Origin of the sequence: Ureibacillus chungkukjangi, from assembly GCF_003217295.1 — a bacterium.
In the GTDB taxonomy this organism is placed as follows: Bacteria; Bacillota; Bacilli; order Bacillales_A; family Planococcaceae; genus Ureibacillus; species Ureibacillus chungkukjangi.
This window is the reverse complement of sequence record NZ_QJTJ01000028.1, coordinates 1-22930: the sequence shown is the minus strand read 5'-3', so window position 1 is coordinate 22930 and position 22930 is coordinate 1. Positions and strand designations below refer to the sequence as shown.

Sequence of the window (22930 nt, the reverse complement as noted above, 5' to 3'; positions counted from 1 at the left end):
AAAAAATAAAAAATATCAATGAATTATCTCGAATACTAAAGATTATAACATTTATTATCCCTGTTTTCACTTGGGTGAGAATAGTATGAACTTGATAACCTTATTATTTACCCGTTATTATAAATAGGTAGAAAAAATTTAGTTTAGAGGAAATTGTCATGAAAAATCCATATTTGTATGGTTATTTACCGTTATTTTCTGTAATTTTATTTAGTTTAACTTTCGGAATTTATTTGGTAGGAGAATCATTAGCATTTTTAACCTCTATCGGCGTATATGCGGGGATGCGGGAGTTTTTAACAGATTTAGAATTACGCCTTTTGTTATTAAGTGTATTTGCTCTTTGTTTTTTTATGCTATTTTCAGCATTGAAATTAATAGGAGAAACGATTCATGAAGTAGGAATGCTGTTTTTCTCAAAGCATAATAATGGGGAAATGATTAGTGCTGCTAGAGGAGGCTACCTCATCTTTTTCTTTGGGGCATTGCTTTCAGTATTTGGCATACAATCTATTCTTATCTTACTTAGTATTTTTGTAGTGACAATCTTTAGTTATTTTATTTATAACATATACAAGATGAGTCAGTTTTTATCATTAGGTGGAACTGTGGGTCTGATTTTTTTTGAAATTCTATTTTGGGCCATTTTTATCACATTCATTTGTTATGTTGTGTTGAAGCTTTATAATGGGGTATTAGCAAGCTTACCCTTTGGAAATTAAAAAAGAGGCACTGACTGTTAAAAGTCATGCCTCTTAATTCATTATTGTATTAAAAATTTTAAAATGGATTTTGTCATTCTGGAGAGATTGCATGGACGAAGGATTATCAAATCCGATCCAAACAGCAGTTGTGTATTCGTTAGTTAACCCTGCAATCCAAAAGTCTTTGTAATCATTGGTTGTTCCTGTTTTAGCCCCAATATAGGCAGAATTAGAAATGATTCCTCGTCCAGTCCCGCTTGTCACTACATCATGTAGTAATGAACGAATATTGCCTATTGTTTTACCAGTCCAAACGATTTCTTTGTCTGTTGGCCAGCTATAAAGAACATGTCCACCTGCATCGGTAATACTTCGAATACTTCTGGCTTTCATATAACTTCCATCTATAAAGCTTGTATAGGCGTCAGCCAGCTCCAATGCAGTTACACCATAATTAAGACCCCCTAATCCTGCTGCAAAGGTCTTATCCTGTGGAACTAGTGATTGAAAATTAAATTTATCGACAAATTGAAAGGCATTATCCAAACCGATTTCATTTAACAGACGAACAGCTGAAGTATTATAGCTGTGCTTAAAGGCAGTCGAAATCGACACATTCCCATAAATACCACCACCATAATTTTGAGGGCAGAAATTGTCGACACAAAAACTACTGCCACTAACAATCGAGCTTGGTGAATAGTTGGTTGTTTCAAAAAGCGGTGCATAAACTATTATTGGTTTAAAGGCAGAGCCTGGTTGACGAACTGCCTGGTAAGCCCGATGGAAGTCGAATTTTTTATAGTTTTTTCCACCATAAACACTAACAATTTCCCTCGTTGAATTATCTATAACTACTGAGCTGCTTTGTAAATTACCATTCCCTAGAATCGCATCGATTTTTTGTTCATCCTGTCGCTGTTTTTCCGGGTCTAATGCAGTGTGTATCGAGATACCTGATTGTAGTAATTGCTGAACCTTTGCATCAATCTGTTCCTCGATTATTTTCTTTTCATCATCAGTTTGTGCAGCCTTAAGCTGGTCTGTATAGCCTTCAGCTGAAGCAACTAGATCCTCTAATTCTGCAAGTACAAATGTACTATAAGCAGGCTGCTGTTGTTTTTTTACCTTCAAATTCAAAATAATTTGCTCTTGTTTATATAAGGCAGCTTCTTCTACAGTAAGTATCTTATTTTCAGCTAAAATATCTAATAACCGTTCTTGTCTTGCTTTCGTATTATCAAATTTCTTTATAGGATCATATAGAGAAGGATTGTTTGGAATCGCTGCAATAAATGCCATTTGAGCAATTGTTAGCTCTTCTAACGGTTTTTGGAAATAATAGGTTGCAGCTGCACTGATTCCGTATACCTGATTGCTAAAATAGATTTCATTTAAATACATTTCTAGAATTTCTTCTTTATTGTATAGTTGTTCAAGCTCATAAGCATAAAATAACTCGGTTAATTTACGTTCATAGGTTTGTTCAACTGATAGATAGCGCATACGAACCAGCTGCTGTGTGATTGTACTGCCGCCTTGTTCGATGGAGCCTTGAGAATTTACTACGACTGCACGTGCGAGGGCACTTACATTAAAGCCGATATGTGTGTAAAACTCTTTATCTTCACTTAGTAGATAGATTTGTTTAATAATTTCTGGTACATCCTCTAATGGAACCTGCTGTCTCCATTCCACATATTCCTCACTAAATATATTTCCATTTCGATCTAACATCGTAACAGGAAGTGGATTTGCTTGTTCTGGCGGCTTGATATTATGTTGAATCGTATTCTCATATTCTTTCGCTGAGGTAAATTCATCTATAATTTTAGTACCAAGTAGTAATAGCAATGGAAAGCAGCAAAGGATTAGTAAGAAACCTACTATTTGTTTCATTTAATTCCTCCAAAAATGCGAGCATAACAAAAGATAGAATATCATAGTTTCAAATAAAAAAGGAGGAGGCTACTAGAATTAGTAGATCCCCTTCCTATTATATCGAGCTTAAATATGACTTTTTAAAACATCCTCAAAATATTTTTTTGGTAGTTTTTGAATAATGAAAATGACAATTGCTGCAATAAGAAATAGTAGTCCGGTCGAGTAAAACACAGCTGAAATACCGGCAAATCCACTTATAAAGCCACCTAGCACAGGACCTATAATATTCCCTAAAAAACGAAAAGATTGGTTATAGCCCATGACTTCACCTTGAATCGCTACAGGTGCTTCACGTCTTATAAGTGCTGTGACAATAGGAATTAATCCTCCAGAAAAGATACCGAGCAAGAATCTTAAGACAATAAGCTGCCAAAGGGAAGTTACAAAGGCTTGCGGTATTATGAAGAAAACACTGATAAATAACAGTGACATCAAGACTTTTTCGTAGCCAATATTATCAGCGAGCTTCCCAAAAAATCGTCCAATTAAGATATTTCCAACCCCAGCTGCACTAAAGGTAATACCAGCAAGCATTGCTACTTGCTCTGAGGTAGTTAAATGAGAAACATATAGAGATAATAGCGGCTGAATGCTGAAATTTCCAATTTGAATTAAAGAAGCAACAAGCATTGTGCTCAGAATTAGTGGGTGATGGAACAAAGCCCAAAGAATATTTTTTGTTGAATAGAGTACGCTTTTCTCTTTTTGAATAATTTCTGGCTCATGAATGCCAAAAATAATGATGATGGCTGCAATTGTAATTGCAATAGAGGTATAAATAAACGTAAAGTTAAATCCAATTGCATCTGCTAAGGATCCTCCGATGACAGGACCAAATAAAGAACCGCCAACACTACCAATTTGGAGTGTCCCAAGTGTTTTTCCCGCAATATTTTTAGGTGTATGCTTACTGATGAATGCCATAGATGTGGGTATAAAGCCTGTAACAATTCCCATAAATAGGCGCAGGATGAAAAACTGTATAACATTTTCTACATAACCCATCAAAAAGATGCTTAGAGCAATGCCGAAACAGTTAATGATCATAATTGGTTTGTAGCCGTATTTATCGGCAATTCGCCCCCAAATCGGCGACATGATAAACGCTGTAACAAATGTGGCTGCAAAGATTAAGCCAGCCCATTTTTGTACATAGCTCTCAGGAAAATCTCCGAAGGTTTCAATGTAAAGAGACAAAAAGGGCATAATCATCGTCATAGAGCTTGCTACGATGAAATTTGATACTAAAATAATAATAAAATTGTGCTTTCGGTTATTCACTTCAATCACATTCTTCCTAGCCGTTGTTTTCCAAATTTGAAATGAATTTCAAGATTGGTTTTTTTCTTGTTGGTAAGTATAACTTATTTCGTAACTCGAAGAAAGTCCTAAAAGTAAATTAGCGGCAAATTTAAAAGTTCTATGTTAAACTGTAACGAGGTGTCAAAAGGTAATCTTCTATTTAAAGATATACCCAAAACTAACATTTTTAATAAGGAGCGAATTATAATGTTTCCACAATTAACTAAAGAATTAAATCCAGGTGAAGTATTAGTAGAAATGAATACAACTTTAGGTGCAGTTAAAATCAAGTTATTCCCTGAGCATGCACCAAAAACTGTTGAAAACTTTTTAGGACATGCTAAATCAGGTTATTATAACGGTATTATTTTCCACCGTGTTATTACTGATTTCATGATTCAAGGTGGAGATCCAACTGGTACTGGTATGGGTGGACAATCAATTTGGGGCGACTCTTTTGAAGATGAATTTAACGAGAACTTATTTAACCTTCGTGGGGCTCTTTCAATGGCAAACGCTGGTCCAAATACAAACGGCTCTCAATTCTTCATCGTTCAAATGGAACATACGCCAAATAATATGATTGCACAATTAGAGCAAGCAAAATATCCAGCAGAAATTATCGAAGCTTATGCTAAAAACGGTGGTACACCATGGTTAGACTTCAAACATACAGTATTTGGACATGTTGTTGAAGGCATGGACATTGTTGACAATATTGCGAACGTTGAAAAGGATATGCGCGATAAGCCATTAGAAGATGTTAAAATAGAGTCGATTACTATTATCGAATAACTATTAGAAAGAAGAGTGAAAAATGAGTATCCTTTACGCAGGATTTCTATATTTTCCAGAGGATAAATCATCATATATTCCAGCTGCATTAGAGTTTTTAGCAATCTTTATTTTGTGTGTGTTCGTATTTAGATTAGTGAAGCGTTTATCTAAAAAAGAAGAGCAAAAAACAAAAGCTCTAGAAGAATATGTTTTAACTAAACAACAAGGCACCCAGGATAAAGATACTCAATTACGAAAATAAGGCTGTTTATTTTCTAACTAAATAAAGAGAAGACAAATCCGTCATAAAAAAACCAAAATTTCGCATTTTGGTTTTTTTTATTTTTTATTTTATTAATAAAGTAATGTGATTGTTAAAGTAAATCCAGCACAGCAAAGTAGGATACCTTCCATACAATTATTGCTATATGATTTTATTTATTCCTGAATTTTACATTATCGCACTATATGATTGTATACCATTTATTCAAAAAATGTAAAAAAAAGTTTGACTATTGCGACTTATTGTAATAATCTTTAGTCAAATGGTATACCATCATTACTAGGGGGGAATAAAATGAAAAAGTTCAGTTTGTTATTAATGTTTATTTTACTTTGCATTTTATCGGCTTGTTCTAATGGAAATGAAAACGCTTTATCGGGGGGTAAAGGGGAAGCGGCTACAATTGATACTACTTTAGATTTTGAAAAACAATTTACCATTTTAGTGCATACCACTGCGGGAGGACCAACAGACTTAATGGCTCGTGAATTAGCAAAAGCTGCTGAAGAAGTTACGGGAGGCACATTTATTGTTGAAAACCGCCCAGGGGGAAGTGGTGCAGTACAAATGGCAGAAATAGCTAACGCAAAAGCAGATGGTTATACATTAGGTGCAATGACACCTAGTCAAATCGGGCTAATAGAAGGCACTTTAAAGAATCAATACGATTTAGAGGATTTTTCTTGGATATCACAAGGTCAAATAGATCCTTATGTAATTGCGGTTCATAAGGATAGTCCATTTAATACGCTAGAAGAATTAGTGAATTATGCAAAAGAGAATCCAGGGAAATTAACAGTAGGTGGTTATGGTGCAATTGGCTCCGGTCATAATGTTGCATGGAATATTTTTAGTGAATCAGCTCAAGTAGAAACTGTATGGACTGCCTATGAAAGTACAGGAGATGCAGTAACAGCTATTTTAGGAAAACATATTGATGTAGCAAATTCAAATCCGGGGCAAGTTTCTCAATACTATGAATCTGGGGATTTGAAAATATTAGGAGTAATGAGTGAAGAAAGATTAGAAGACTTACCAGATGTGCCAACATATAAGGAAGCAGGATTTGATGTAGATACGAGCTGGGCGCAATTTAGAGGAGTTTATGGACCTTCGGGGATTGATGAAGCTATTTTACAAGAGCTAAGCTCGATATTTGAAAAAGCAATTGCTACTGAGGGCTATCAAACATATCTGAAAAACTCACAAATGCTAACAGGTGATATGGATTATAAGGAGTTCACTGATTATGTTAATAATCAATCAAAGATAATGGTAAATTGGTATGAAAAATTAGGAGTTGAATAGGGAGGCTACGCTATGACCTTTAAATTAGGAAATATTATATTTAGTGTTGCTTTCTTATCAATTGGATTCTATTTTCTTATCGACACATTCCAAATTCAAAATTTAGTTTCAGGTAATGATGTGGGACCAAGAGCATTTCCTCTCTTGGTTGCCATAGGACTTATAATTTTTTCTGGAATCAACTTAATGACAAGCATTTTTGAAAAAAACATTGAAAAATTAAAGTTCCAAAACTTTACAAAAGTAGTTTTAACCATGGTAGGTCTAGTGATTTTCTTGATTTTAATAAGTGCTTTTAATTTTTATATAGCTTCTATTATAATGATTCCTATTTTGCTATGGATTAATGACGTTCGAAAAGTTACTAGATTAGGATTCTCTACCGTTATTACAATAGCTTTTATTTTTGTAGTGTTTGATTTTTTGTTAGGAATACCTATACCGTAAGGGGGGAAAAGGATGTTAGCTAACTTAATAGAAGGATTTTCTAATATATTTACATTTGAAATTTTGCTAATGATATTAGCAGGTTCGTTAATTGGATATTTTGTTGGTGCTCTTCCTGGTCTAACTCCTAGTATTGGTATTGCAATATTAGTACCCATAACTTTTGGAATGGATCCGATTGCAGCTCTTGTGTTACTTGTTTCTTTATACGGTGCAGCCGAATATGGTGGAGGAATTACTGCGATACTTTTAAATGCACCAGGTACTGCAGCGGCTGCTGCAACAGCTTGGGATGGGTACCCACTAGCGCAAAAAGGATTAGCCAATAAAGCGTTAACAGTTTCAATCTTATCGTCAGGTATAGGAGCATTTGTCAGTGCTATCTTATTAATTTTAACAGCAGTACCAATGGCAAAGTTCGCATTAAATTTTGGCCCGTTGGAATATTTTGCTCTAGCTATCTTTGGACTTAGTTTAATTAGTGTTCTAAGCGAAGGATCATTGGTTAAGAGTTTAATAGGTATGTTTTTTGGTCTTGTCATTATTTGTATCGGCATTGACCCAATTGTAGGGGTTACTCGTTTTGCTGAAAGTGGGAGCTTGTTAGGAGGCATTCCTTTTCTACCGGCCCTAATTGGATTATTCGCCTTATCAGAAGTGTTTTATATGCTAGAAAATACTAAAAACGAGAAGGCAGTAGTGGAGAAAGTAAAGGGACTGGGTTTTACAAAGGAAGATTTTAAAAAAATTTGGAAGACCATGATCATTAAGGCACCAATTATTGGTTATGTAATTGGCGTGATACCAGGTGCTGGTGCAACGGTTGCTTCTTTAGTTGCTTATAGTGAGGCTAAAAATTCATCAAAAGAAAAAGAAAGCTTTGGTAAAGGAAATATTCAAGGAGTGGCTGCGGCTGAAGGGGCTAATAACTCAGCGGTTCCAGGAGCATTAGCACCGATGTTAGCCTTAGGAATCCCGGGATCTGCAAGTGCAGCAATTTTAATAGGTGCTTTAACCATTCAAGGATTACAAGCTGGTCCCAAATTATTTCATGAAACTCCAGAGATTCCGTATACATTGTTTGCATCTTTGTTAATTTCTGTACCAATCATGACTTTAATAGGCCTATTAGGTGTTAACTTATGGGTAAAAGTTATTAAGATTCCGAAGAATATATTAGCAATAATTGTATCTACCATTTGTATTGTAGGCGCCTATGCATATAACAATTCAATGTATCCGGTTTGGATTATGCTTATTTTCGGTATATTAGGTTACTTCATTAGAAAATTACATGTTCCTACCACACCAATTGTTCTTGCTATGGTTTTAGGATTTATGATTGAAACAAACTTTAGAAGAGCCATGATTGTATCGACAGAGGGAGTTTCGTTCTTCTTCACACGTCCAATAGCGTTAGTTTTGATAATCTTGGCTATTTTAATGTTTTTCCTTCCATTAGTGAAGAAAATCCGTCAAAAGCATAAGGAGCAAAAAGATTCGAAAGAAATTCAAGTATAAATGAGGTAATGAAATGTCAGTCAAAGGTAACTCGGTTTATGATTTTATCATTCAACAAATTAAAATGGGGGATATTGTCCCAGGTCAAACGTTAACAGAACGTGCGATTGCAAATGAAATTGGTGTAAGTAGAACGCCGATTCGAGAGGCGTTTAAAAAGCTAATAGAGCAGGGGTTAATGGAATACGAGCCGCACAAGGGTGTGAAGGTAACTCTATATTCTAAAGAAAAAATTGAAGATTTATATGAAATAAGAGAACTATTAGAGGGGCTTTCAGTTGGAAGGATTGCTGAATCACACAGTGCTGAAGATATTAAGCTTCTTGAGAATTATATTGAGCTAGCTGAAAAAGAAGCAGAGCAGGGGAGTCTTATACGTCTGTCAGAAATAAATTCTGAGTTTCATAACACTCTCGCCAGATTGTCCGGGAATCATTATTTGTTAGAAATCATGAGTGACCTGCAAATGCAGATTTCATTGTTAATGTCTCAATCATTATCGAACAAAGGAAGACCCTATGAGAATATTCAAGAGCATAGGATGATTATTAACGCTATTAAAACTGGGGATAAGAGTTTAGCTGAAGAAACTGCAAAATTCCACGTGCGGAAATCAAGAGACAATATTTTGTTAAAAATTAAGGGGGATTAATTTTATGGTGACAAAAGAATTGGTAAAAAATATTTTAAATACTAAGTATGAAGATATTCCGGCTGAAGTAATTGAGCATGCCAAAAAGAGTTTTTATAACTGGATGGGTGTAGCAATCGGAGCATCTAGGCATGAATCTGTAGACATGGTATTAGCTGTGGCTAATGAAGTTAATAAGGAAGCAGATGTCAATATTTTAGGTAGAGAAGAAAAGGTAGATATCTTAATGGCAGCACTTATTAATGGTATGTCATCCCATATCTTTGATTACGATGACACACATTTAGATACAATCCATCACCCAAGTGGTCCTGTGGCACCAGTGGTATTAGCATTAGGGCAGAAATACAATTTAACAGGCGAGCAAATCATACATGCTTTTACACTGGGATGTGAGGTTGAATTACGAATTGCTAATGCTGTTTATCCAAGTCATTACCAACTTGGTTATCATATCACAAGTTCGACTGGGGTATTTGGAGCAGCGGTTGCTGCAGGGATACTGTTAGATTTAAATGAAACAGAGCTTACCTATGCATTAGGAATTGCGGGTACACAATCTTTTGGTTTAAGAGAAATGTTTGGTACTATGACAAAACCGTTCCATCCAGGTAAGGCTGCTCAAAACGGTCTATTAGCAGCTTTAATGGCAAAGCAAGGCTTTACAAGTTCAGAACAGGTTATTGAGGCGAAAAGAGGATTTGCAAATGTATATGCCCCAGAAAGCAATCTTGAAGAAGTAAATACTAACTGGGGGAAAACATGGGAAATTTATAAGAATAGCTTTAAGCCTTATGCTTGTGGAATTGTATTACATCCAGCTATTGATGCATGTATTCATTTTGGGAAGAAGTATAAGGTTGAAGAGGTAGAGAAAATCAACCTCTATGTTAACCAATATGTATTGGAGCTTACAGGTAAGCCTACTCCTAAAACAGGCTTAGAAGGGAAATTTAGTATTTACCATACAGGTTCGGTTGCATTCTTGTATGGGGATGCGGGTGAAAGTGAATATAAGGATGAAATTGTAAATTCGGCAGAAGTGGTAGCATTTAGAGAAAAAATTAACCCAGTAATTGATGAAAACATACCAGAAGAATCAGTTAAAGGGGTAATCACTCTAAAAAATGGTGAGACGGAAGAGATTTATATTGAACGAGCAACGGGTAGCGTTGAAAACCCTATGACGTTAGAGGCATTAACAGCAAAGTTTAATAAATTAGTAGAACCAATTTTAGGTACTGAAAAATCTGCAACCATTAAATCCGTTATTTTAACTATTGAAAATGAAAATAACCTAAATCAATTATTAAATCAAACTGTATAGTGTAGTGCGATTATGATTATCTTCGAAATTATAGTAACAATTATTTTACCGATGTTTGTTCTTATAATTTCAGGGACTGCTTTGAATTATAAGTTTAACTTGAATCTAAATACGCTTAGTAATATATTGATTTATTTCTTTTTACCAATCGTTTGTTTCTTTAATATTTATAATACTTCCTTTGAGAAAGCGATTATTATCAATATAATTCTGTACGTAGTTTTGTATAATGTCAGTTTAATTGTACTAACAATTCTCTATGGGAAACGTTTAAACTTAACCTTTGAAGAATCTGCAACCTTTAAGAACGGGGCAGTTTTAAGTAATTCAGCAAATTATGGTATCCCAGTAAGTAACTTAGTGTTTAAAACAGATCCAGTAGGGACATCTGTTCAGGTTATTATCGCCGTAATCCAAAATGTCCTGACCTACACATGGGGATTTTTAAATGCATCTTCCGTAAATGGGAAAATTTCAAAAGAGCAGATAAAAAAGATGCTCAAAATACCTATTATTTATGGTTTGTTATTAGCGGTTATTATGAAGCTATTCAATTTACCGATACCTTCAGTATTAGAGATTCCTTTAAAACAAATTGATGATGGTTTTATAGCAATTGCTTTATTGACATTAGGGGCTCAAATTTCCTTTAAAGGAATGAAGCAGGTAGACAAGGTTGTTGTAAATGCCATCATTATTCGAGTATTGTTTTCTCAGGTAATTAGCTTATTGATTTTATTTAGTTTAGGAATTACTGGTCTATTAGCTAAAGCCTTATTCTTATCAAGCTCTTTTCCTTCAAATCGCAGTGCGGCTTTAATAGCCTTAGAGTATAATAATGTTCCTGATAAGGCAGCAGCTATTGTTGTATATACAACGATTTTAAGTCCTTTCACAGTTGCGATTAACATCATTTTAGGGAATCTTATATTTGGAGCTTAAAGTGTTTAGCTGTAATGTGTAGAACAAAAAAGTCGCGGCCTTTGTAAAGGTCGTGACTTTTCGTAATGGATATTATTAATCTATTATTTATAATAATGCTGTCTTAAATCGTTCAACACCGTCTTTTACAATTTCTAAAGGACAGGCAACATTCATGCGTAAGAAGCCTCGTCCGGCTTCACTGTACTTTGTACCAGGCTCGATTGCGAGCCTCCCTTTTTCTAAGAGACGATGCATCATATCACTTTCAGATAGTCCCGTTTCACGGTAATCAATCCAAATTAAGTAGGTAGACTGTGGCTTGGTTGCCTGGATGCCATCTAGTTTGTTTAATTCTTCTACAACATAATCTAGATTATTAGAAACATAGGCAATCATTGAATCTACCCAATCATCGCCTTTTTCGTATGCAGCTTGAACCCCAGCAGCGGCTAAGACGTTTAAGTCGTCGCGACCATGTGCTAGTTTATCTGCATTTAACTTTGCACGAAGCTCTTTATCTGGAACTACCATAATAGCTGCATGAACCCCAGCAATATTAAACGTTTTTGTTGGAGCGATACAAGTGATAATTTTAGCTTTGTCAGCATCCTTAACCGTTAATGTAGGGATGTGTTTGTAGCCATCAAAAACGATATCGGCATGGATTTCATCTGAAACTAGCAATACATCATATTGAATACATAGTTGAACAAGCTGTTCTAGGTCTTCTCTTGTCCAAACAACACCACCAGGATTATGTGGACTGCAAAGAACATAAACCTTTACGCCTGATTTGAATTTCTCTTCAAGCTCAGTAAAGTCAAATTTCATCGTGTCGTCTGCTAGTACTAAATCACATTCGACAACCTCGCGTTTCTGTGCATTTGGAATACTAAAGAATGCTGGGTAAACAGGTGTAGAAATACAAATTTTATCGCCAGGCTCAGTAAATGTTTCGAGGATAGTTCCTAATGCTGGAACGACTCCTTGATGGAACATTAATGTATGAGGTTCAATTTGCCAATTATGGCGACGGTCGAACCAACCAATAATTGCATTTTTACATTCATCACTAACATATGAATAACCGAAAATTGGGTGATCAAGACGTTCTTTGATAGCATCTGAAACAACTTGTGGTATTGCAAAATCCATATCCGCTACCCACATTGGAAGAATGTCAGAAGCATCCTCTACATTATATTGCAGCTTGAGACGTTCTTTGAATTGGTCCCATTTTAAACTACTCGTATTTTTACGATCAAAAAGCTCATCAAAATTAAACAATCGTATCCCTCATTTCTTTTTTCAATTCTGTATTATATAATAGCATACATAATAGTAAAAATAGGGTGAAAACTTTGGACAATATACTAATGAACAAAGCCGCAATAAAGATTTTAGAAGAATGGGATCCTTTTAATATTGGGGAAGATGGCTACGATACTGAGACAGCTGACGTAGTTGCGGCACTCCAGGGAATAGACGATCCTAGTAAGCTTGCAAAAGTAATTCAACAAGTTTACGAGCATTCATTTTTACAATGGATTCCTTTCGAAAAATGTGTTGAGATTTCATATAAATTAATTGCAATTAAATTTGAAGCAAAATGTATCGTATAAAGATGGCAGAAGCTTCAATTATTGCTGAATAAGAAAAAAGGATTTCCTACTGTGGACGATCTGACCTAACCGTAGATTACTTAATCTAATGTTTGGGCCACACATCACTTTTTAGGAAGTCCTTTTTTGTTTGTTTTAAATCGTTTTGAGTTTTTTATCATAAGTTCACTCTATGCTTGAATACCATCCATTAAATTAGAAGCAGGTACCTCTAAAACTGTTGATAGCTTCAAAACTGTTTGTACAGAAGGAGTTAGATCGCCATTTTCATACTGAGCTAACTTTTCTACACCAACTTGTACCTTTTTCGATAACTCCTCAAGGGACCAATTTTTTTCTTCTCTTAAAAATCTAAGTTGCTCATTGAATTTCTGTTTCAACCTAAACACGCCCTTTCTTTCTTATACCTTACTCTTATACATTATATTTTAATATATAACTTATGCTAATAATTTGTCTGAAATATGAATTTTTTAGTCGGAAAGTCAAATATTTTGTGAAAGTGGATTTTTCGGATAGTTTTGAAATTATTTTCTGAATCGTTAAGGTGAATCTTTGTTCGTCTAGTACACATATGTTATAATTTAACATGACATTTACGTAGATACAGAAAGTAGGAACCGTTTTATGACAAAAAAATACGAAGTAGGTGAAGTTGTAACCGGTAAGGTAACTGGCATACAGCCTTATGGGGCATTCGTTGCTTTAGATGACGAATCGCAGGGTCTAGTTCATATTTCAGAAATTACGTATGGATATGTGAAGGATGTTGCTGATTTTTTAAAAGTGGGCGAAGAGATTCAAGTTAAAATTTTAGATATCGATGAGAAATCAGACAAAATTAGCTTATCTACTCGTGCATTGCAGGAAGCCCCGCCACTTAAGAAAAAAGATCAGCCAAGAAAAACCTTACAAGATCGGGTTGATGAAAGTGATGCAGATGGTTTTAAATCTTTAAAAGACAAACTACAGCATTGGATTGAACAATCTGGGCATTAAAAAACAGAGGGCAGGAGAGCTGCTCTCTGTTTTTTCCCCTATAGATAGAGAATTCTCTGTTAAAAAAAATCTTAACTCAAATCCTTAGGGTCATCTATTTTCTTAAATTTCCTCAGGCGATACTGCAGATTTTGTCTACTCATTCCAAGGGCATTTGCTGTCTTAGTAATATTCCCCTCGTACATGTTAAGTACATTATGTACATAATACTTCTCAGCCTCTCGCAGGTAATCATCTAATGGTAACAATTCCTTACTTGATTGAACGATGAAAAAATCAGGTTTATGTGTTATATCATCCAACTGCTGCACTTTAAAACGGAAGTGTAGCGGGAGCATTTCGTAGGTTACAAGCTTTTCGTTTGTAATCATTGATGCGATTTCATCTAATAATATTTCGAGTTCCTTTAAATTCCCCGGCCAATCATATTGTAGGAAGATTTGTATTACATCTTCTGCTAATCCTTTTATATCTGATGCAAACCGTTCTCGATGCCGACTAAAATAATCATGCACAAAGGGCATTATATCCTCTTTGCGAGCCTTTAGCGGGGGTATATTAATGGTCATTGATGCAAAATAATAATATAAATCCTTAAGTAGCTGTCCATTACTTATTAAATCAATCGGGTCATCTCCAATGCTTCCGATAAACATATGCCTTTCTAGAGATAGCTCATTAAATATCTCAAGCAATTGCTGTTGCATAGGAATGGATAAGAATTCTATTCGCTCAAAAAAGAAGGTGTAATTTTTATTCGTTTTTAAAAAATTATTAAGTTTTTCGAGTATGGATTGCTTTGTTCTTCTACTAAATAAGGTTACAAATTTATCATTTGCAGGTAGTAGCTCATGATGGATGCTTTCGGCAATTAAATCTTTCCCTGTTCCTGATTCACCAACTAGTAATACGGGTACTCTAGCATGAGCAGCTTTTTTTGAGTTGTCTATGACAGATTGCATTTGTTCTGAAACTGCGGTGATTATGTCAAAAGTCAAGGGTTCACCGTAGCGACGTAGAGGCTGGTAAACGAGCTTTTCTAATGAGGTAATATCTCGAGCAAACTCTATGGCACCAATAATGGTTTCATTATCAAAAATAGGGTAGGTATCATTAATAGTTGTAATTTCATGACCATCCTTATTCCAATAAGTTTGCTTTACATTCATTTCTTTTAAACCTGTTTGAAGTACACGTAATAATGTACTGTCGTTTTGTCTAAAGGCAAATAATTCTAAAATTGAACGATCTGATACATCTTCAATATTAAATCCTTCAATTTCTTTCATTTTATTATTGTAGAGGATTGTATGCCCTTTATGGTCTATAGCGTGTATACCAACTGATACGTGTTCTATAGCGAATTCAAGAAATTTTATAATTTGGTTTAGTTTCACATCCAAAGTGATTCACCTCGAAAAATTTTGACTTTTATAACAATTATCGCTTGAAAAACGCAATAATCTTTTGCATTATTATATATAGAAATGTGAAATAAGTGCAAATATTTTTTGCACTTATGAATTTCTAGCTAATCACGCACTATAAGCGTAATTATTTTAAGGAGGATTATTTATGATTCCGTACAAAAGTGAGCCACTAACTGATTTTACAGTTGAAGAAAATCGCCAAGCATATTTAGAAGCCTTAAAAAAAGTTGAAGGTGAGCTTGGTAAAGAGTATCCATTAATTATCGGTGGAGAACGAGTTACAACTGAAGAAAAGATCGTTTCTTATAACCCGTCTAATACAGCAGAAGTAGTTGGTACGGTTTCAAAAGCAAATCAAGAATTAGCTGAAAAGGCAATGCAAATTGCGGATTCAACATTTAATACATGGAAAAAAGTTGACCCTGTTGTACGTGCTGAAGTTCTATTTAAAGCTGCTGCAATTTCTCGTCGTCGTAAATTTGAGCTTTGTGCATGGTTAACAAAAGAAGCTGGTAAACCATGGGCTCAAGCAGATGGTGATATAGCTGAAGGAATTGACTTCTTAGAGTACTATGGTCGTCAAATGTTAGAGCTTGCAAAGGGTAAACCTTTAGCTCAAAATCAAAATCAAATTAATAAATATTCTTACGTATCACTAGGTGTAGGCGTAGTGATCTCTCCATGGAATTTCCCATTTGCGATTATGCTTGGAACTACTGTAGCTGCTGTTGTTACTGGTAACACAGTATTATTAAAACCAGCTTCAACAACTCCAGTTATCGCATATAAATTTATGGAAATCATGGAAGAAGCAGGTCTACCAGCTGGTGTTGTTAACTATATTCCTGGTTCTGGTGCTGAAGTTGGAGATTACTTAGTTGATCATCCGCGTACTCGCTTCATCAGCTTCACAGGTTCTCGTGATGTAGGCTTACGCATTAACCAACGCGCTTCAGTATTAAATGATGGACAAATTTGGATTAAACGTGTAATTGCTGAAATGGGCGGTAAAGATACTATCGTAGTTGATGACAATGCTGATCTTGAATTAGCTGCTCAATCAATCGTAACAAGTGCATTTGGATTCAGTGGTCAAAAATGTTCTGCGTGTTCTCGTGCAGTAATTGTTGGAGAAGAAGCTTACCAAACTGTATTAAACCGTGTAGTTGAGTTAACTAATGAATTAATAATTGGGGATCCAACAAACGAAGATACATTCGTAGGTCCAGTTAATGATGCCGGTGCATTTAAGAAAATTACTGAGTACATTGAAATTGGTAAAGGTGAAGGTCGCCTAGTCGCTGGTGGTAATGCCGACGATTCTAAAGGTTACTTCATTAACCCAACAATCTTTGCTGATGTTGATCCACAAGCTCGCGTAATGCAAGAAGAAATCTTCGGACCAGTTCTTGCATTTGCTAAAGCAAAAGATTTTGATGAAGCAATCGACATTGCAAATAATACTGTTTATGGATTAACAGGAGCAGTATTATCGAATAATCGTTTCCACTTAGAAAAAGCTCGTGAAGACTTCCATGTAGGTAACTTATACTTTAACCGAGGATGTACAGCAGCAACAGTTGGTTACCAACCATTTGGTGGATTCAATATGTCAGGTACAGATTCAAAAGCCGGTGGTCCAGATTATTTAGTGCTTCATATGCAAGCGAAATCAGTTTCTGAAGCTCTATAATTTGTGTTATTAACTAGAAGCAGGCGTTCGTATGCGTCTGCTTTTTTTACAAAGTCTATAATTCGAGCTTTTTGGCACATATTTTTATAATAAATGATATTTTTTTAATAATATTTTCCATTTATCTAATTAAATGTAATCATTCTAAATTGTGGCAATATTATTAACCAAATAAGATTTAAAGTATGTTACAATGTTTGCGATATAACTAATTATTACTATTTCTAAAGAGGCGAAAATAATGGCTGAAAATTTAAATCTTTTTACGTCAACCCAAGATGTAATTAAAGACGCGTTAAATAAACTTGGTTATGATGAAGCGATGTATGAATTATTAAAGGAACCACTTCGTATGTTACATGTACGAATTCCAGTAAAAATGGATGATGGTACAACAAAAGTATTCACTGCTTACCGTGCTCAGCATAATGATGCGGTTGGTCCAACAAAAGGTGGAGTACGTTTCCATCCGATGGTAAGTGAAGATGAAGTTAAAGCGCTTTCAATGTGGATGACATTAAAATGTGGAATTGTGGATCTACCTTATGGTGGTGGTAAAGGCGGTATTATTTGTGACCCTCGTCAAATGTCGATGGGTGAGCTTGAACGTTTAAGCCGTGGCTATGTTCGTGCTATTTCACAAATCGTTGGACCTACAAAAGATATTCCAGCACCAGATGTTTTCACGAATGCTCAAATCATGGCATGGATGATGGATGAATATAGTCGTATGGATGAATTTAATTCACCTGGCTTCATTACAGGTAAACCAATTGTGCTTGGTGGTTCTCAAGGTCGAGACCGTGCTACGGCAGAGGGTGTTACAATTGTTATCCAAGAGGCAGCAAAAAAACGCAACATCGATATTAAAGACGCACGTGTTGTTATTCAAGGCTTTGGGAATGCGGGTAGCTTCTTAGCTAAATTCATGAGTGATTTAGGTGCCAAGGTTATTGGTATTTCTGATGCTTATGGGGCTTTAACAGATCCAAACGGTTTAGATATTGACTATCTACTTGATCGTCGTGACAGCTTTGGAACAGTAACAACTCTTTTTGAAAATACAATTACAAACCAAGAATTACTTGAGCTTGATTGTGATATTTTAGTTCCAGCAGCAATTGAAAACCAAATTACTGCAGAAAATGCTTATGATATTAAAGCAAGTATTGTAGTGGAAGCAGCAAACGGTCCTACAACTTCTGAAGCGACTAAAATATTAACTGATCGTGGTATTCTACTTGTTCCTGACGTATTAGCTTCTGCTGGTGGGGTAACAGTTTCTTACTTCGAATGGGTACAAAACAACCAAGGCTATTATTGGACTGCCGAAGAAGTACGTGAAAAATTATATAGAAAAATGGTAGATGCATTCGAAAATGTATATACTACTGCCACAACTCGTAACATTAATATGCGTTTAGCTGCATATATGGTCGGTGTTCGACGTACTGCTGAAGCATCACGCTTCCGCGGGTGGGTATAATTTGTTTATAAAAATGGCTTAATCACTGGCCGGGCAGATTGCGGGAATTCTGTTTTCCATTCTGCTAAAATGAGCTATGTAAAGATCAATTCTTTGCATAGCTTTTTTATTTCTTTCTAATAAAGGGGAGTCATCTTTTTGAATAATTTTACGTTTCACAATCCGGTTCGTTTGCACTTTGGAAAAGGTCAAATTGAACAGTTAAAGCAAGAGTTGCCTCAATATGGACGTAATATTTTAATCGTTTATGGTGGAGGAAGTATTAAAAAAAGTGGCCTTTATGATGAGGCTATGTCGCTTTTAAAAGAGTTAAATATGAATGTATTTGAAATTGGTGGTGTAGAACCTAATCCACGAGTAGAGACTGCTCGTAAGGGAATTGAAATTTGTAAAAAAGAATCGATTGATTTTGTATTAGCAATTGGTGGAGGTTCTGTAATTGACTGCTCTAAGCTTATAGCAGCTGGTGCGAAAGTCGATGAGGATGCTTGGAATATTGTTATTAAAAAGACGAATGTTGTTGATGCACTACCATTAGGAACGATCCTAACACTTGCAGCAACAGGCTCTGAAATGAACTCAGGCTCTGTAATCTCAAATGAAGAAACTCAAGAAAAGTATGGTTGGGGACACCCATTAGTATTCCCTAAATTTTCTATATTGGATCCAACTTACACATTTACTGTTCCAAAAAACCATACTGTTTATGGAATGGTGGATATCATGTCACACGTATTTGAACAATATTTCCATGATGCTACGAACACACCTATCACAGATGAGATGTGTGAGGGTGTATTACGTACAGTGATTGATACAGCTCCTAAGTTAATAAATGATTTAGAAAATTATGAGCTACGTGAAACGATTTTACTTGCAGGGACAGTTGGTTTGAATGGGTTCCTTTCTATAGGGTCACGTGGAGATTGGGCTACTCATAACATCGAGCACTCGGTTTCAGCAGTCTATGATATCCCGCATGGTGGTGGGTTAGCTATTATCTTCCCGCACTGGATGAAGCATAACTTATCAGTGAACCCTGAGCGATTTGCAGGACTTGCTACGCGAGTGTTCAATGTAAATCCAGAAGGGAAAACAACAGAAGAGGTCGCTATAGAAGGAATTGATCGATTAAGCAAGTTTTGGACTTCCATTGGAGCACCTAGTCGCTTAGCTGACTATGATATCGATAATTCAAAATTAGACGTCCTTGTTGAAAAATCAATGGTAAATGGTCCGTTTGGAAGATTTAAAAAATTACAGGCTGAGGATGTAAGAACTATCTTAGAGATGTCCCTATAAAATAAGAAACAAACCCTTGTGATATAATTTCACAAGGGTTTGTAGCGTTTATGAATTATTTGGTTTGTTTACTTCATCATTAAGTATTTTTTTATCTTTTGTAGAATGCTTCCACTCAGTCTTTCCGTCTTCTTCATCGAAGGAAAGCGTAACCTTTGTTACATTCTTTTGACTCATAATTAGTTCTATTAAGTGATCGCGCACATCATCTAAATAGGCAAGGGATTGATTAGGGTCTGTTTCAGCAACAAGCTCAACGTGTAAAAACTCGCCTTCTTTAACTACCTCTAATCTTCTGATATCTGTTACATGTGGATCCTCCATAACTAAATTTCCGATATGAACATGCATTTCTTCATCTGTCTCACCGATTGCCCCTCGAGCGTTATCAAGGAATACTCGACCAACTACATAGAACATCATAAACCCGATAATCATTGATACTAAGCCTTCAAGAGCATAGAAACCTGTAAAGTATGCTACAACAATAGCTAATAATGCAAGAATATTACCGCTTGTTGCAACTAAATCCTCCATCCAAACTAATTTTGTTGCGGGTTTAGCACGTTTTAAATAGGCAACTGATTTTGGGATTGACATAATACCTGCTTTTTCTTTACCTGCCTCATGTAGAACTTCTTTTGCTGCTTTATGGAGCACAAAGGATTCTAGAAGAAAGCCGATAAGTAAAACACCTATTGCAATTAAAATACCTTCAGAATGTTCAACTGGATGACGAAAATGGTGCCAGCCTTCTTTTACTGTTTCATAAGATAGAATCCCTACTATTAATACTGCACCTAAGCAAACTAGGTTGACTACTCGACCAAAACCGTTTGGAAATCGTTTAGTCGGTGTTTTTTTTGATAGAGCTGAACCTATAAATACAAAGAATTGGTTAGCAGAATCTCCGAGTGAGTGCATCATTTCAGCAAACATGGCTACATTTCCAGTAAAGAAAAAGGCTGCCCCTTTGAGGAGACCCAAAAATAAGTTTACACATGCAGCAATTAGTGATGGTTTATTTCCTTCTTTTAATAATTTGAATAGTCCTCCCATAATTACCTCCATTAACCTAAGCTTTCGAGCTCGATTTTTTGTACATACGGTAGTGTGTGCAATGTACGGTAAATTGATATAGTATCTTTCTTAAATAATGCAGAAAACCTTATATCAACTTCAAATAATGCATTGTCAGCTGTAACGTGAACGTCTCTTATGCGAATATTATCAATATGCATTTCATTTTCTCGCATAAATGTAAGCAGATTTTGAATGTTTTCTTCATCCTTTAAAAGTGCTTTTAGGACAAGCTCCTTCATGCGAATTCTTTTTGGACCGATTTTCAATAAGAAAGGAGCAATTAATTCAATCCCCACTACAACAATAACAACAGTGATAAAAGCTTCAATATAAAAACCTGCACCAACAGCTATCCCTATTCCAGCAGCACCCCAAATCATGGCTGCAGTGGTTAAACCCGTTATACTATCATTACCTTTTCTTAAAATGACACCAGCACCTAAAAAACCGATCCCACTGACAATTTGAGCAGCTAGACGAAGGGGATCCATTGTAATATTAATATCATCCCTTGAAGGTGTAGTATACGCAGCTTCAATTGAAATAATTGTTAACAAACAGCTAAAGGTTGCGATAACTAAACTTGTCTTTAACCCAACTGGTTTCTTTTTTAATTCCCTTTCAATACCGATTATTAAACTTAAAGTGGCTGCAATCACTAGTTTAACTATAATTTCATACGAAAGAGTTTCGTTTAATATTGTGATGTCCATTTTTTCTCCCCCTTTTTTCTTGTTGATTAAAATGGTTATAAATGAAAGAATATGAAGTGGATTCCTATTTTATTAATATAAGATTTGAGGTTTAAAATATGTTGAAGCCAAAAATACATCCATTCATACCTATTATTATTGGTGTTATTTCTATTTCGTTATCAGCTATTTTTGTTAAGCTAGCACAGGCAGATTCAGGTGTTATTGCATTCTATCGATTATTATTCTCGGTATTAATCATGAGTCCTTTATTCTTTTATAAGCACACTCAAGAATTAAAAGATTTAACAAAGAGGGATTGGATTTTTTCATCTATAGCAGGAATTTTCCTAGCATTTCACTTTATACTATGGTTCGAATCTTTAAGATACACTTCGGTGGCTAGCTCTACAGTACTAGTTACCCTACAACCGCTCTTTGCATTCATCGGAACCTACTTTTTCTTTAAAGAAAAATTCTCGGTGAAGACTATTCTTTCTGGAGTCATTGCGATAATGGGGAGTGTTTTAATAAGCTGGGGAGACTTCAAAGTGAGCGGAAGTGCGTTATATGGTGATTTACTCGCATTAATTGCCTGTGCTTTAATTACAGCATATTTATTATTTGGGCAAGATGTTCGAAAACGTGTATCCTTAATTACCTATACTATGGTTGTTTATTCGAGCAGTACGATTTGTTTATTCTTTTATGTGCTTATTAAAGGGGAATCATTTGGGCCATACTCATCAATGACGTGGTTATGGTTTTTATTGCTAGCGATAATTCCTAATCTATTAGGACATACCTTATTTAATTGGGCTGTGAAATGGGTAAGTACTAATGTTATTTCAATAGCAGTTTTATTTGAACCAATAGGAGCAGCGATTCTAGCTTATTTTGTTTTTGCAGAGAAATTAGTTGCTACTCAGATTATTGGAGGTATTATTGTTATAGTTGGTATTTTACTCTTTGTAGTTGATATTAGAGTTATTAAAAAGTTTTTTAGAAAAATACTTGATTAGTAAAAATAGATGTAGTATATTATTACTTGTCCTTAACGACAGATACTTTTTAAATAGTATTTTAAAATAGTGTTTGACTTCAAGTTGAGGATGAGTTATGATATTAAAGTCGCTGTTAAAACATGATGATTAATACTTGACGCAACTTAGTTGTGGTGTTAGGATATAAAGGTCGCTGTAAAACAACTGTGATTATGAACCTTGAAAACTGAACAACAAAACGTTAATGAACATAGTTTCTTCTATTAATTTAGAGAAACAAAAATTTTGGACATCAAAATTGATGCCAGCACAAAATTTGAGCTTTATCAAATTTTCTCTTTTATGGAGAGTTTGATCCTGGCTCAGGACGAACGCTGGCGGCGTGCCTAATACATGCAAGTCGAGCGGACTTTAGAAAAGCTTGCTTTTC

Annotated in this window: 22 protein-coding genes and 1 rRNA gene; 16 read left to right on the top strand and 7 right to left on the bottom strand. The window is 35.3% G+C overall.

The genetic code is table 11. The annotated features are described in order from the left end of the window. Window positions 1-158 precede the first annotated feature (158 nt). Window positions 159-722: a DUF5366 family protein gene (locus tag BJ095_RS15365; RefSeq protein WP_107936844.1), complete on the top strand. Its 564-nt coding sequence runs from the start codon at window positions 159-161 to the stop codon at window positions 720-722. A 33-nt stretch (window positions 723-755) separates the two neighbouring features. Here the strand turns inward: BJ095_RS15365 and BJ095_RS15360 are convergent, their stop codons facing one another. After that, window positions 756-2603 carry a transglycosylase domain-containing protein gene (locus tag BJ095_RS15360; protein WP_107936842.1) on the bottom strand — a complete coding sequence of 616 codons (1848 nt, stop codon included), beginning with the start codon at window positions 2601-2603 and terminating at the stop codon, window positions 756-758. 108 nt (window positions 2604-2711) lie between these two features. Further along, window positions 2712-3929, bottom strand: coding sequence for an MFS transporter (locus BJ095_RS15355; RefSeq protein WP_107936896.1), 1218 nt, complete (start codon window positions 3927-3929; stop codon window positions 2712-2714). 228 nt (window positions 3930-4157) lie between these two features. Here BJ095_RS15355 and BJ095_RS15350 point away from each other — a divergent pair, with 228 nt between their 5' ends. From BJ095_RS15350 to BJ095_RS15315, 8 genes are all read left to right on the top strand, one after another. After that, window positions 4158-4745: a peptidylprolyl isomerase gene (locus tag BJ095_RS15350; RefSeq protein WP_107936840.1), complete on the top strand. Its 588-nt coding sequence runs from the start codon at window positions 4158-4160 to the stop codon at window positions 4743-4745. Between the two features lie 22 nt (window positions 4746-4767). Beyond that, on the top strand, window positions 4768-4989 hold the full coding sequence (locus BJ095_RS15345; RefSeq protein ID WP_107936838.1) for a hypothetical protein: 222 nt from the start codon (window positions 4768-4770) through the stop codon (window positions 4987-4989). 315 nt (window positions 4990-5304) lie between these two features. Further along, window positions 5305-6318, top strand: a complete 1014-nt coding sequence (locus BJ095_RS15340; protein ID WP_107936837.1) for a tripartite tricarboxylate transporter substrate binding protein — start codon at window positions 5305-5307, stop codon at window positions 6316-6318. A gap of 12 nt (window positions 6319-6330) precedes the next feature. Beyond that, window positions 6331-6765 (top strand): tripartite tricarboxylate transporter TctB family protein, encoded by a 435-nt coding sequence (locus BJ095_RS15335; protein WP_107936834.1) that lies wholly within the window; start codon window positions 6331-6333, stop codon window positions 6763-6765. Between the two features lie 12 nt (window positions 6766-6777). After that, a complete protein-coding gene (locus tag BJ095_RS15330) occupies window positions 6778-8286 on the top strand; it encodes a tripartite tricarboxylate transporter permease (protein WP_107936832.1) in 1509 nt (502 codons plus the stop codon). 13 nt (window positions 8287-8299) lie between these two features. Next, window positions 8300-8938 carry a GntR family transcriptional regulator gene (locus BJ095_RS15325; protein ID WP_107936830.1) on the top strand — a complete coding sequence of 213 codons (639 nt, stop codon included), beginning with the start codon at window positions 8300-8302 and terminating at the stop codon, window positions 8936-8938. Window positions 8939-8942: 4 nt separating this feature from the next. Next, complete coding sequence (locus BJ095_RS15320; protein WP_107936828.1) at window positions 8943-10265, top strand: MmgE/PrpD family protein; 1323 nt, start codon at window positions 8943-8945, stop codon at window positions 10263-10265. Window positions 10266-10277: 12 nt separating this feature from the next. Then, a complete protein-coding gene (locus tag BJ095_RS15315; RefSeq protein ID WP_107936826.1) occupies window positions 10278-11207 on the top strand; it encodes an AEC family transporter in 930 nt (309 codons plus the stop codon). An 87-nt stretch (window positions 11208-11294) separates the two neighbouring features. On the opposite strand, the gene BJ095_RS15310 is transcribed toward BJ095_RS15315, so the two are convergent. Continuing rightward, window positions 11295-12476, bottom strand: coding sequence for a MalY/PatB family protein (locus BJ095_RS15310; protein WP_107936824.1), 1182 nt, complete (start codon window positions 12474-12476; stop codon window positions 11295-11297). Window positions 12477-12550: 74 nt separating this feature from the next. Between BJ095_RS15310 and BJ095_RS15305 the strand changes: the two genes are divergently transcribed. Next, on the top strand, window positions 12551-12811 hold the full coding sequence (locus BJ095_RS15305) for a DUF1871 family protein (RefSeq protein WP_181418095.1): 261 nt from the start codon (window positions 12551-12553) through the stop codon (window positions 12809-12811). Between the two features lie 170 nt (window positions 12812-12981). Here BJ095_RS15305 and BJ095_RS15300 read toward each other — a convergent pair whose 3' ends face one another. Beyond that, entirely contained in the window at window positions 12982-13191 is a 210-nt protein-coding gene (locus BJ095_RS15300; RefSeq protein WP_107936820.1) for a helix-turn-helix domain-containing protein, read from the bottom strand. Window positions 13192-13438: 247 nt separating this feature from the next. On the opposite strand from BJ095_RS15300, the gene yugI reads away from it, so the two are divergent. Continuing rightward, on the top strand, window positions 13439-13810 hold the full coding sequence (gene yugI / locus BJ095_RS15295) for a S1 domain-containing post-transcriptional regulator GSP13 (RefSeq protein ID WP_107936818.1): 372 nt from the start codon (window positions 13439-13441) through the stop codon (window positions 13808-13810). 71 nt (window positions 13811-13881) lie between these two features. Here the strand turns inward: yugI and BJ095_RS15290 are convergent, their stop codons facing one another. Then, window positions 13882-15213, bottom strand: a complete 1332-nt coding sequence (locus BJ095_RS15290) for an AAA-type ATPase lid domain-containing protein (protein WP_404427078.1) — start codon at window positions 15211-15213, stop codon at window positions 13882-13884. 172 nt (window positions 15214-15385) lie between these two features. Here BJ095_RS15290 and pruA point away from each other — a divergent pair, with 172 nt between their 5' ends. From pruA to BJ095_RS15275, 3 genes are all read left to right on the top strand, one after another. After that, window positions 15386-16933: an L-glutamate gamma-semialdehyde dehydrogenase gene (gene pruA / locus BJ095_RS15285; protein ID WP_107936816.1), complete on the top strand. Its 1548-nt coding sequence runs from the start codon at window positions 15386-15388 to the stop codon at window positions 16931-16933. 241 nt (window positions 16934-17174) lie between these two features. Beyond that, the gene (locus BJ095_RS15280; RefSeq protein ID WP_107936814.1) at window positions 17175-18419 is read left to right on the top strand and encodes a Glu/Leu/Phe/Val family dehydrogenase; all 1245 of its coding nucleotides are present in this window, start codon (window positions 17175-17177) and stop codon (window positions 18417-18419) included. 138 nt (window positions 18420-18557) lie between these two features. Beyond that, on the top strand, window positions 18558-19721 hold the full coding sequence (locus BJ095_RS15275) for an iron-containing alcohol dehydrogenase (RefSeq protein ID WP_107936812.1): 1164 nt from the start codon (window positions 18558-18560) through the stop codon (window positions 19719-19721). Between the two features lie 48 nt (window positions 19722-19769). Here BJ095_RS15275 and BJ095_RS15270 read toward each other — a convergent pair whose 3' ends face one another. After that, the gene (locus BJ095_RS15270; protein ID WP_107936810.1) at window positions 19770-20780 is read right to left on the bottom strand and encodes a cation diffusion facilitator family transporter; all 1011 of its coding nucleotides are present in this window, start codon (window positions 20778-20780) and stop codon (window positions 19770-19772) included. Between the two features lie 11 nt (window positions 20781-20791). Further along, entirely contained in the window at window positions 20792-21517 is a 726-nt protein-coding gene (locus tag BJ095_RS15265) for an MgtC/SapB family protein (protein ID WP_107936808.1), read from the bottom strand. A 98-nt stretch (window positions 21518-21615) separates the two neighbouring features. On the opposite strand from BJ095_RS15265, the gene BJ095_RS15260 reads away from it, so the two are divergent. Both BJ095_RS15260 and BJ095_RS15255 read left to right on the top strand, forming a co-directional pair. After that, window positions 21616-22518 carry a DMT family transporter gene (locus BJ095_RS15260; protein WP_107936806.1) on the top strand — a complete coding sequence of 301 codons (903 nt, stop codon included), beginning with the start codon at window positions 21616-21618 and terminating at the stop codon, window positions 22516-22518. A gap of 321 nt (window positions 22519-22839) precedes the next feature. After that, window positions 22840-22930: ribosomal RNA gene (locus BJ095_RS15255) — 16S ribosomal RNA — on the top strand; the annotation flags it as partial.

Bases quoted from the DNA above. Each gene is read 5' to 3' on its own strand.
- BJ095_RS15365 (WP_107936844.1), top strand. From the start codon at position 159: ATGAAAAATCCATATTTGTATGGTTATTTACCGTTATTTTCTGTAATT.
- BJ095_RS15360 (WP_107936842.1), bottom strand. From the start codon at position 2,603: ATGAAACAAATAGTAGGTTTCTTACTAATCCTTTGCTGCTTTCCATTG.
- BJ095_RS15350 (WP_107936840.1), top strand. From the start codon at position 4,158: ATGTTTCCACAATTAACTAAAGAATTAAATCCAGGTGAAGTATTAGTA.
- BJ095_RS15345 (WP_107936838.1), top strand. From the start codon at position 4,768: ATGAGTATCCTTTACGCAGGATTTCTATATTTTCCAGAGGATAAATCA.
- BJ095_RS15340 (WP_107936837.1), top strand. From the start codon at position 5,305: ATGAAAAAGTTCAGTTTGTTATTAATGTTTATTTTACTTTGCATTTTA.
- BJ095_RS15335 (WP_107936834.1), top strand. From the start codon at position 6,331: ATGACCTTTAAATTAGGAAATATTATATTTAGTGTTGCTTTCTTATCA.
- BJ095_RS15330 (WP_107936832.1), top strand. From the start codon at position 6,778: ATGTTAGCTAACTTAATAGAAGGATTTTCTAATATATTTACATTTGAA.
- BJ095_RS15325 (WP_107936830.1), top strand. From the start codon at position 8,300: ATGTCAGTCAAAGGTAACTCGGTTTATGATTTTATCATTCAACAAATT.
- BJ095_RS15320 (WP_107936828.1), top strand. From the start codon at position 8,943: ATGGTGACAAAAGAATTGGTAAAAAATATTTTAAATACTAAGTATGAA.
- BJ095_RS15315 (WP_107936826.1), top strand. From the start codon at position 10,278: ATGATTATCTTCGAAATTATAGTAACAATTATTTTACCGATGTTTGTT.
- yugI (WP_107936818.1), top strand. From the start codon at position 13,439: ATGACAAAAAAATACGAAGTAGGTGAAGTTGTAACCGGTAAGGTAACT.
- pruA (WP_107936816.1), top strand. From the start codon at position 15,386: ATGATTCCGTACAAAAGTGAGCCACTAACTGATTTTACAGTTGAAGAA.
- BJ095_RS15280 (WP_107936814.1), top strand. From the start codon at position 17,175: ATGGCTGAAAATTTAAATCTTTTTACGTCAACCCAAGATGTAATTAAA.
- BJ095_RS15270 (WP_107936810.1), bottom strand. From the start codon at position 20,780: ATGGGAGGACTATTCAAATTATTAAAAGAAGGAAATAAACCATCACTA.
- BJ095_RS15265 (WP_107936808.1), bottom strand. From the start codon at position 21,517: ATGGACATCACAATATTAAACGAAACTCTTTCGTATGAAATTATAGTT.
- BJ095_RS15260 (WP_107936806.1), top strand. From the start codon at position 21,616: ATGTTGAAGCCAAAAATACATCCATTCATACCTATTATTATTGGTGTT.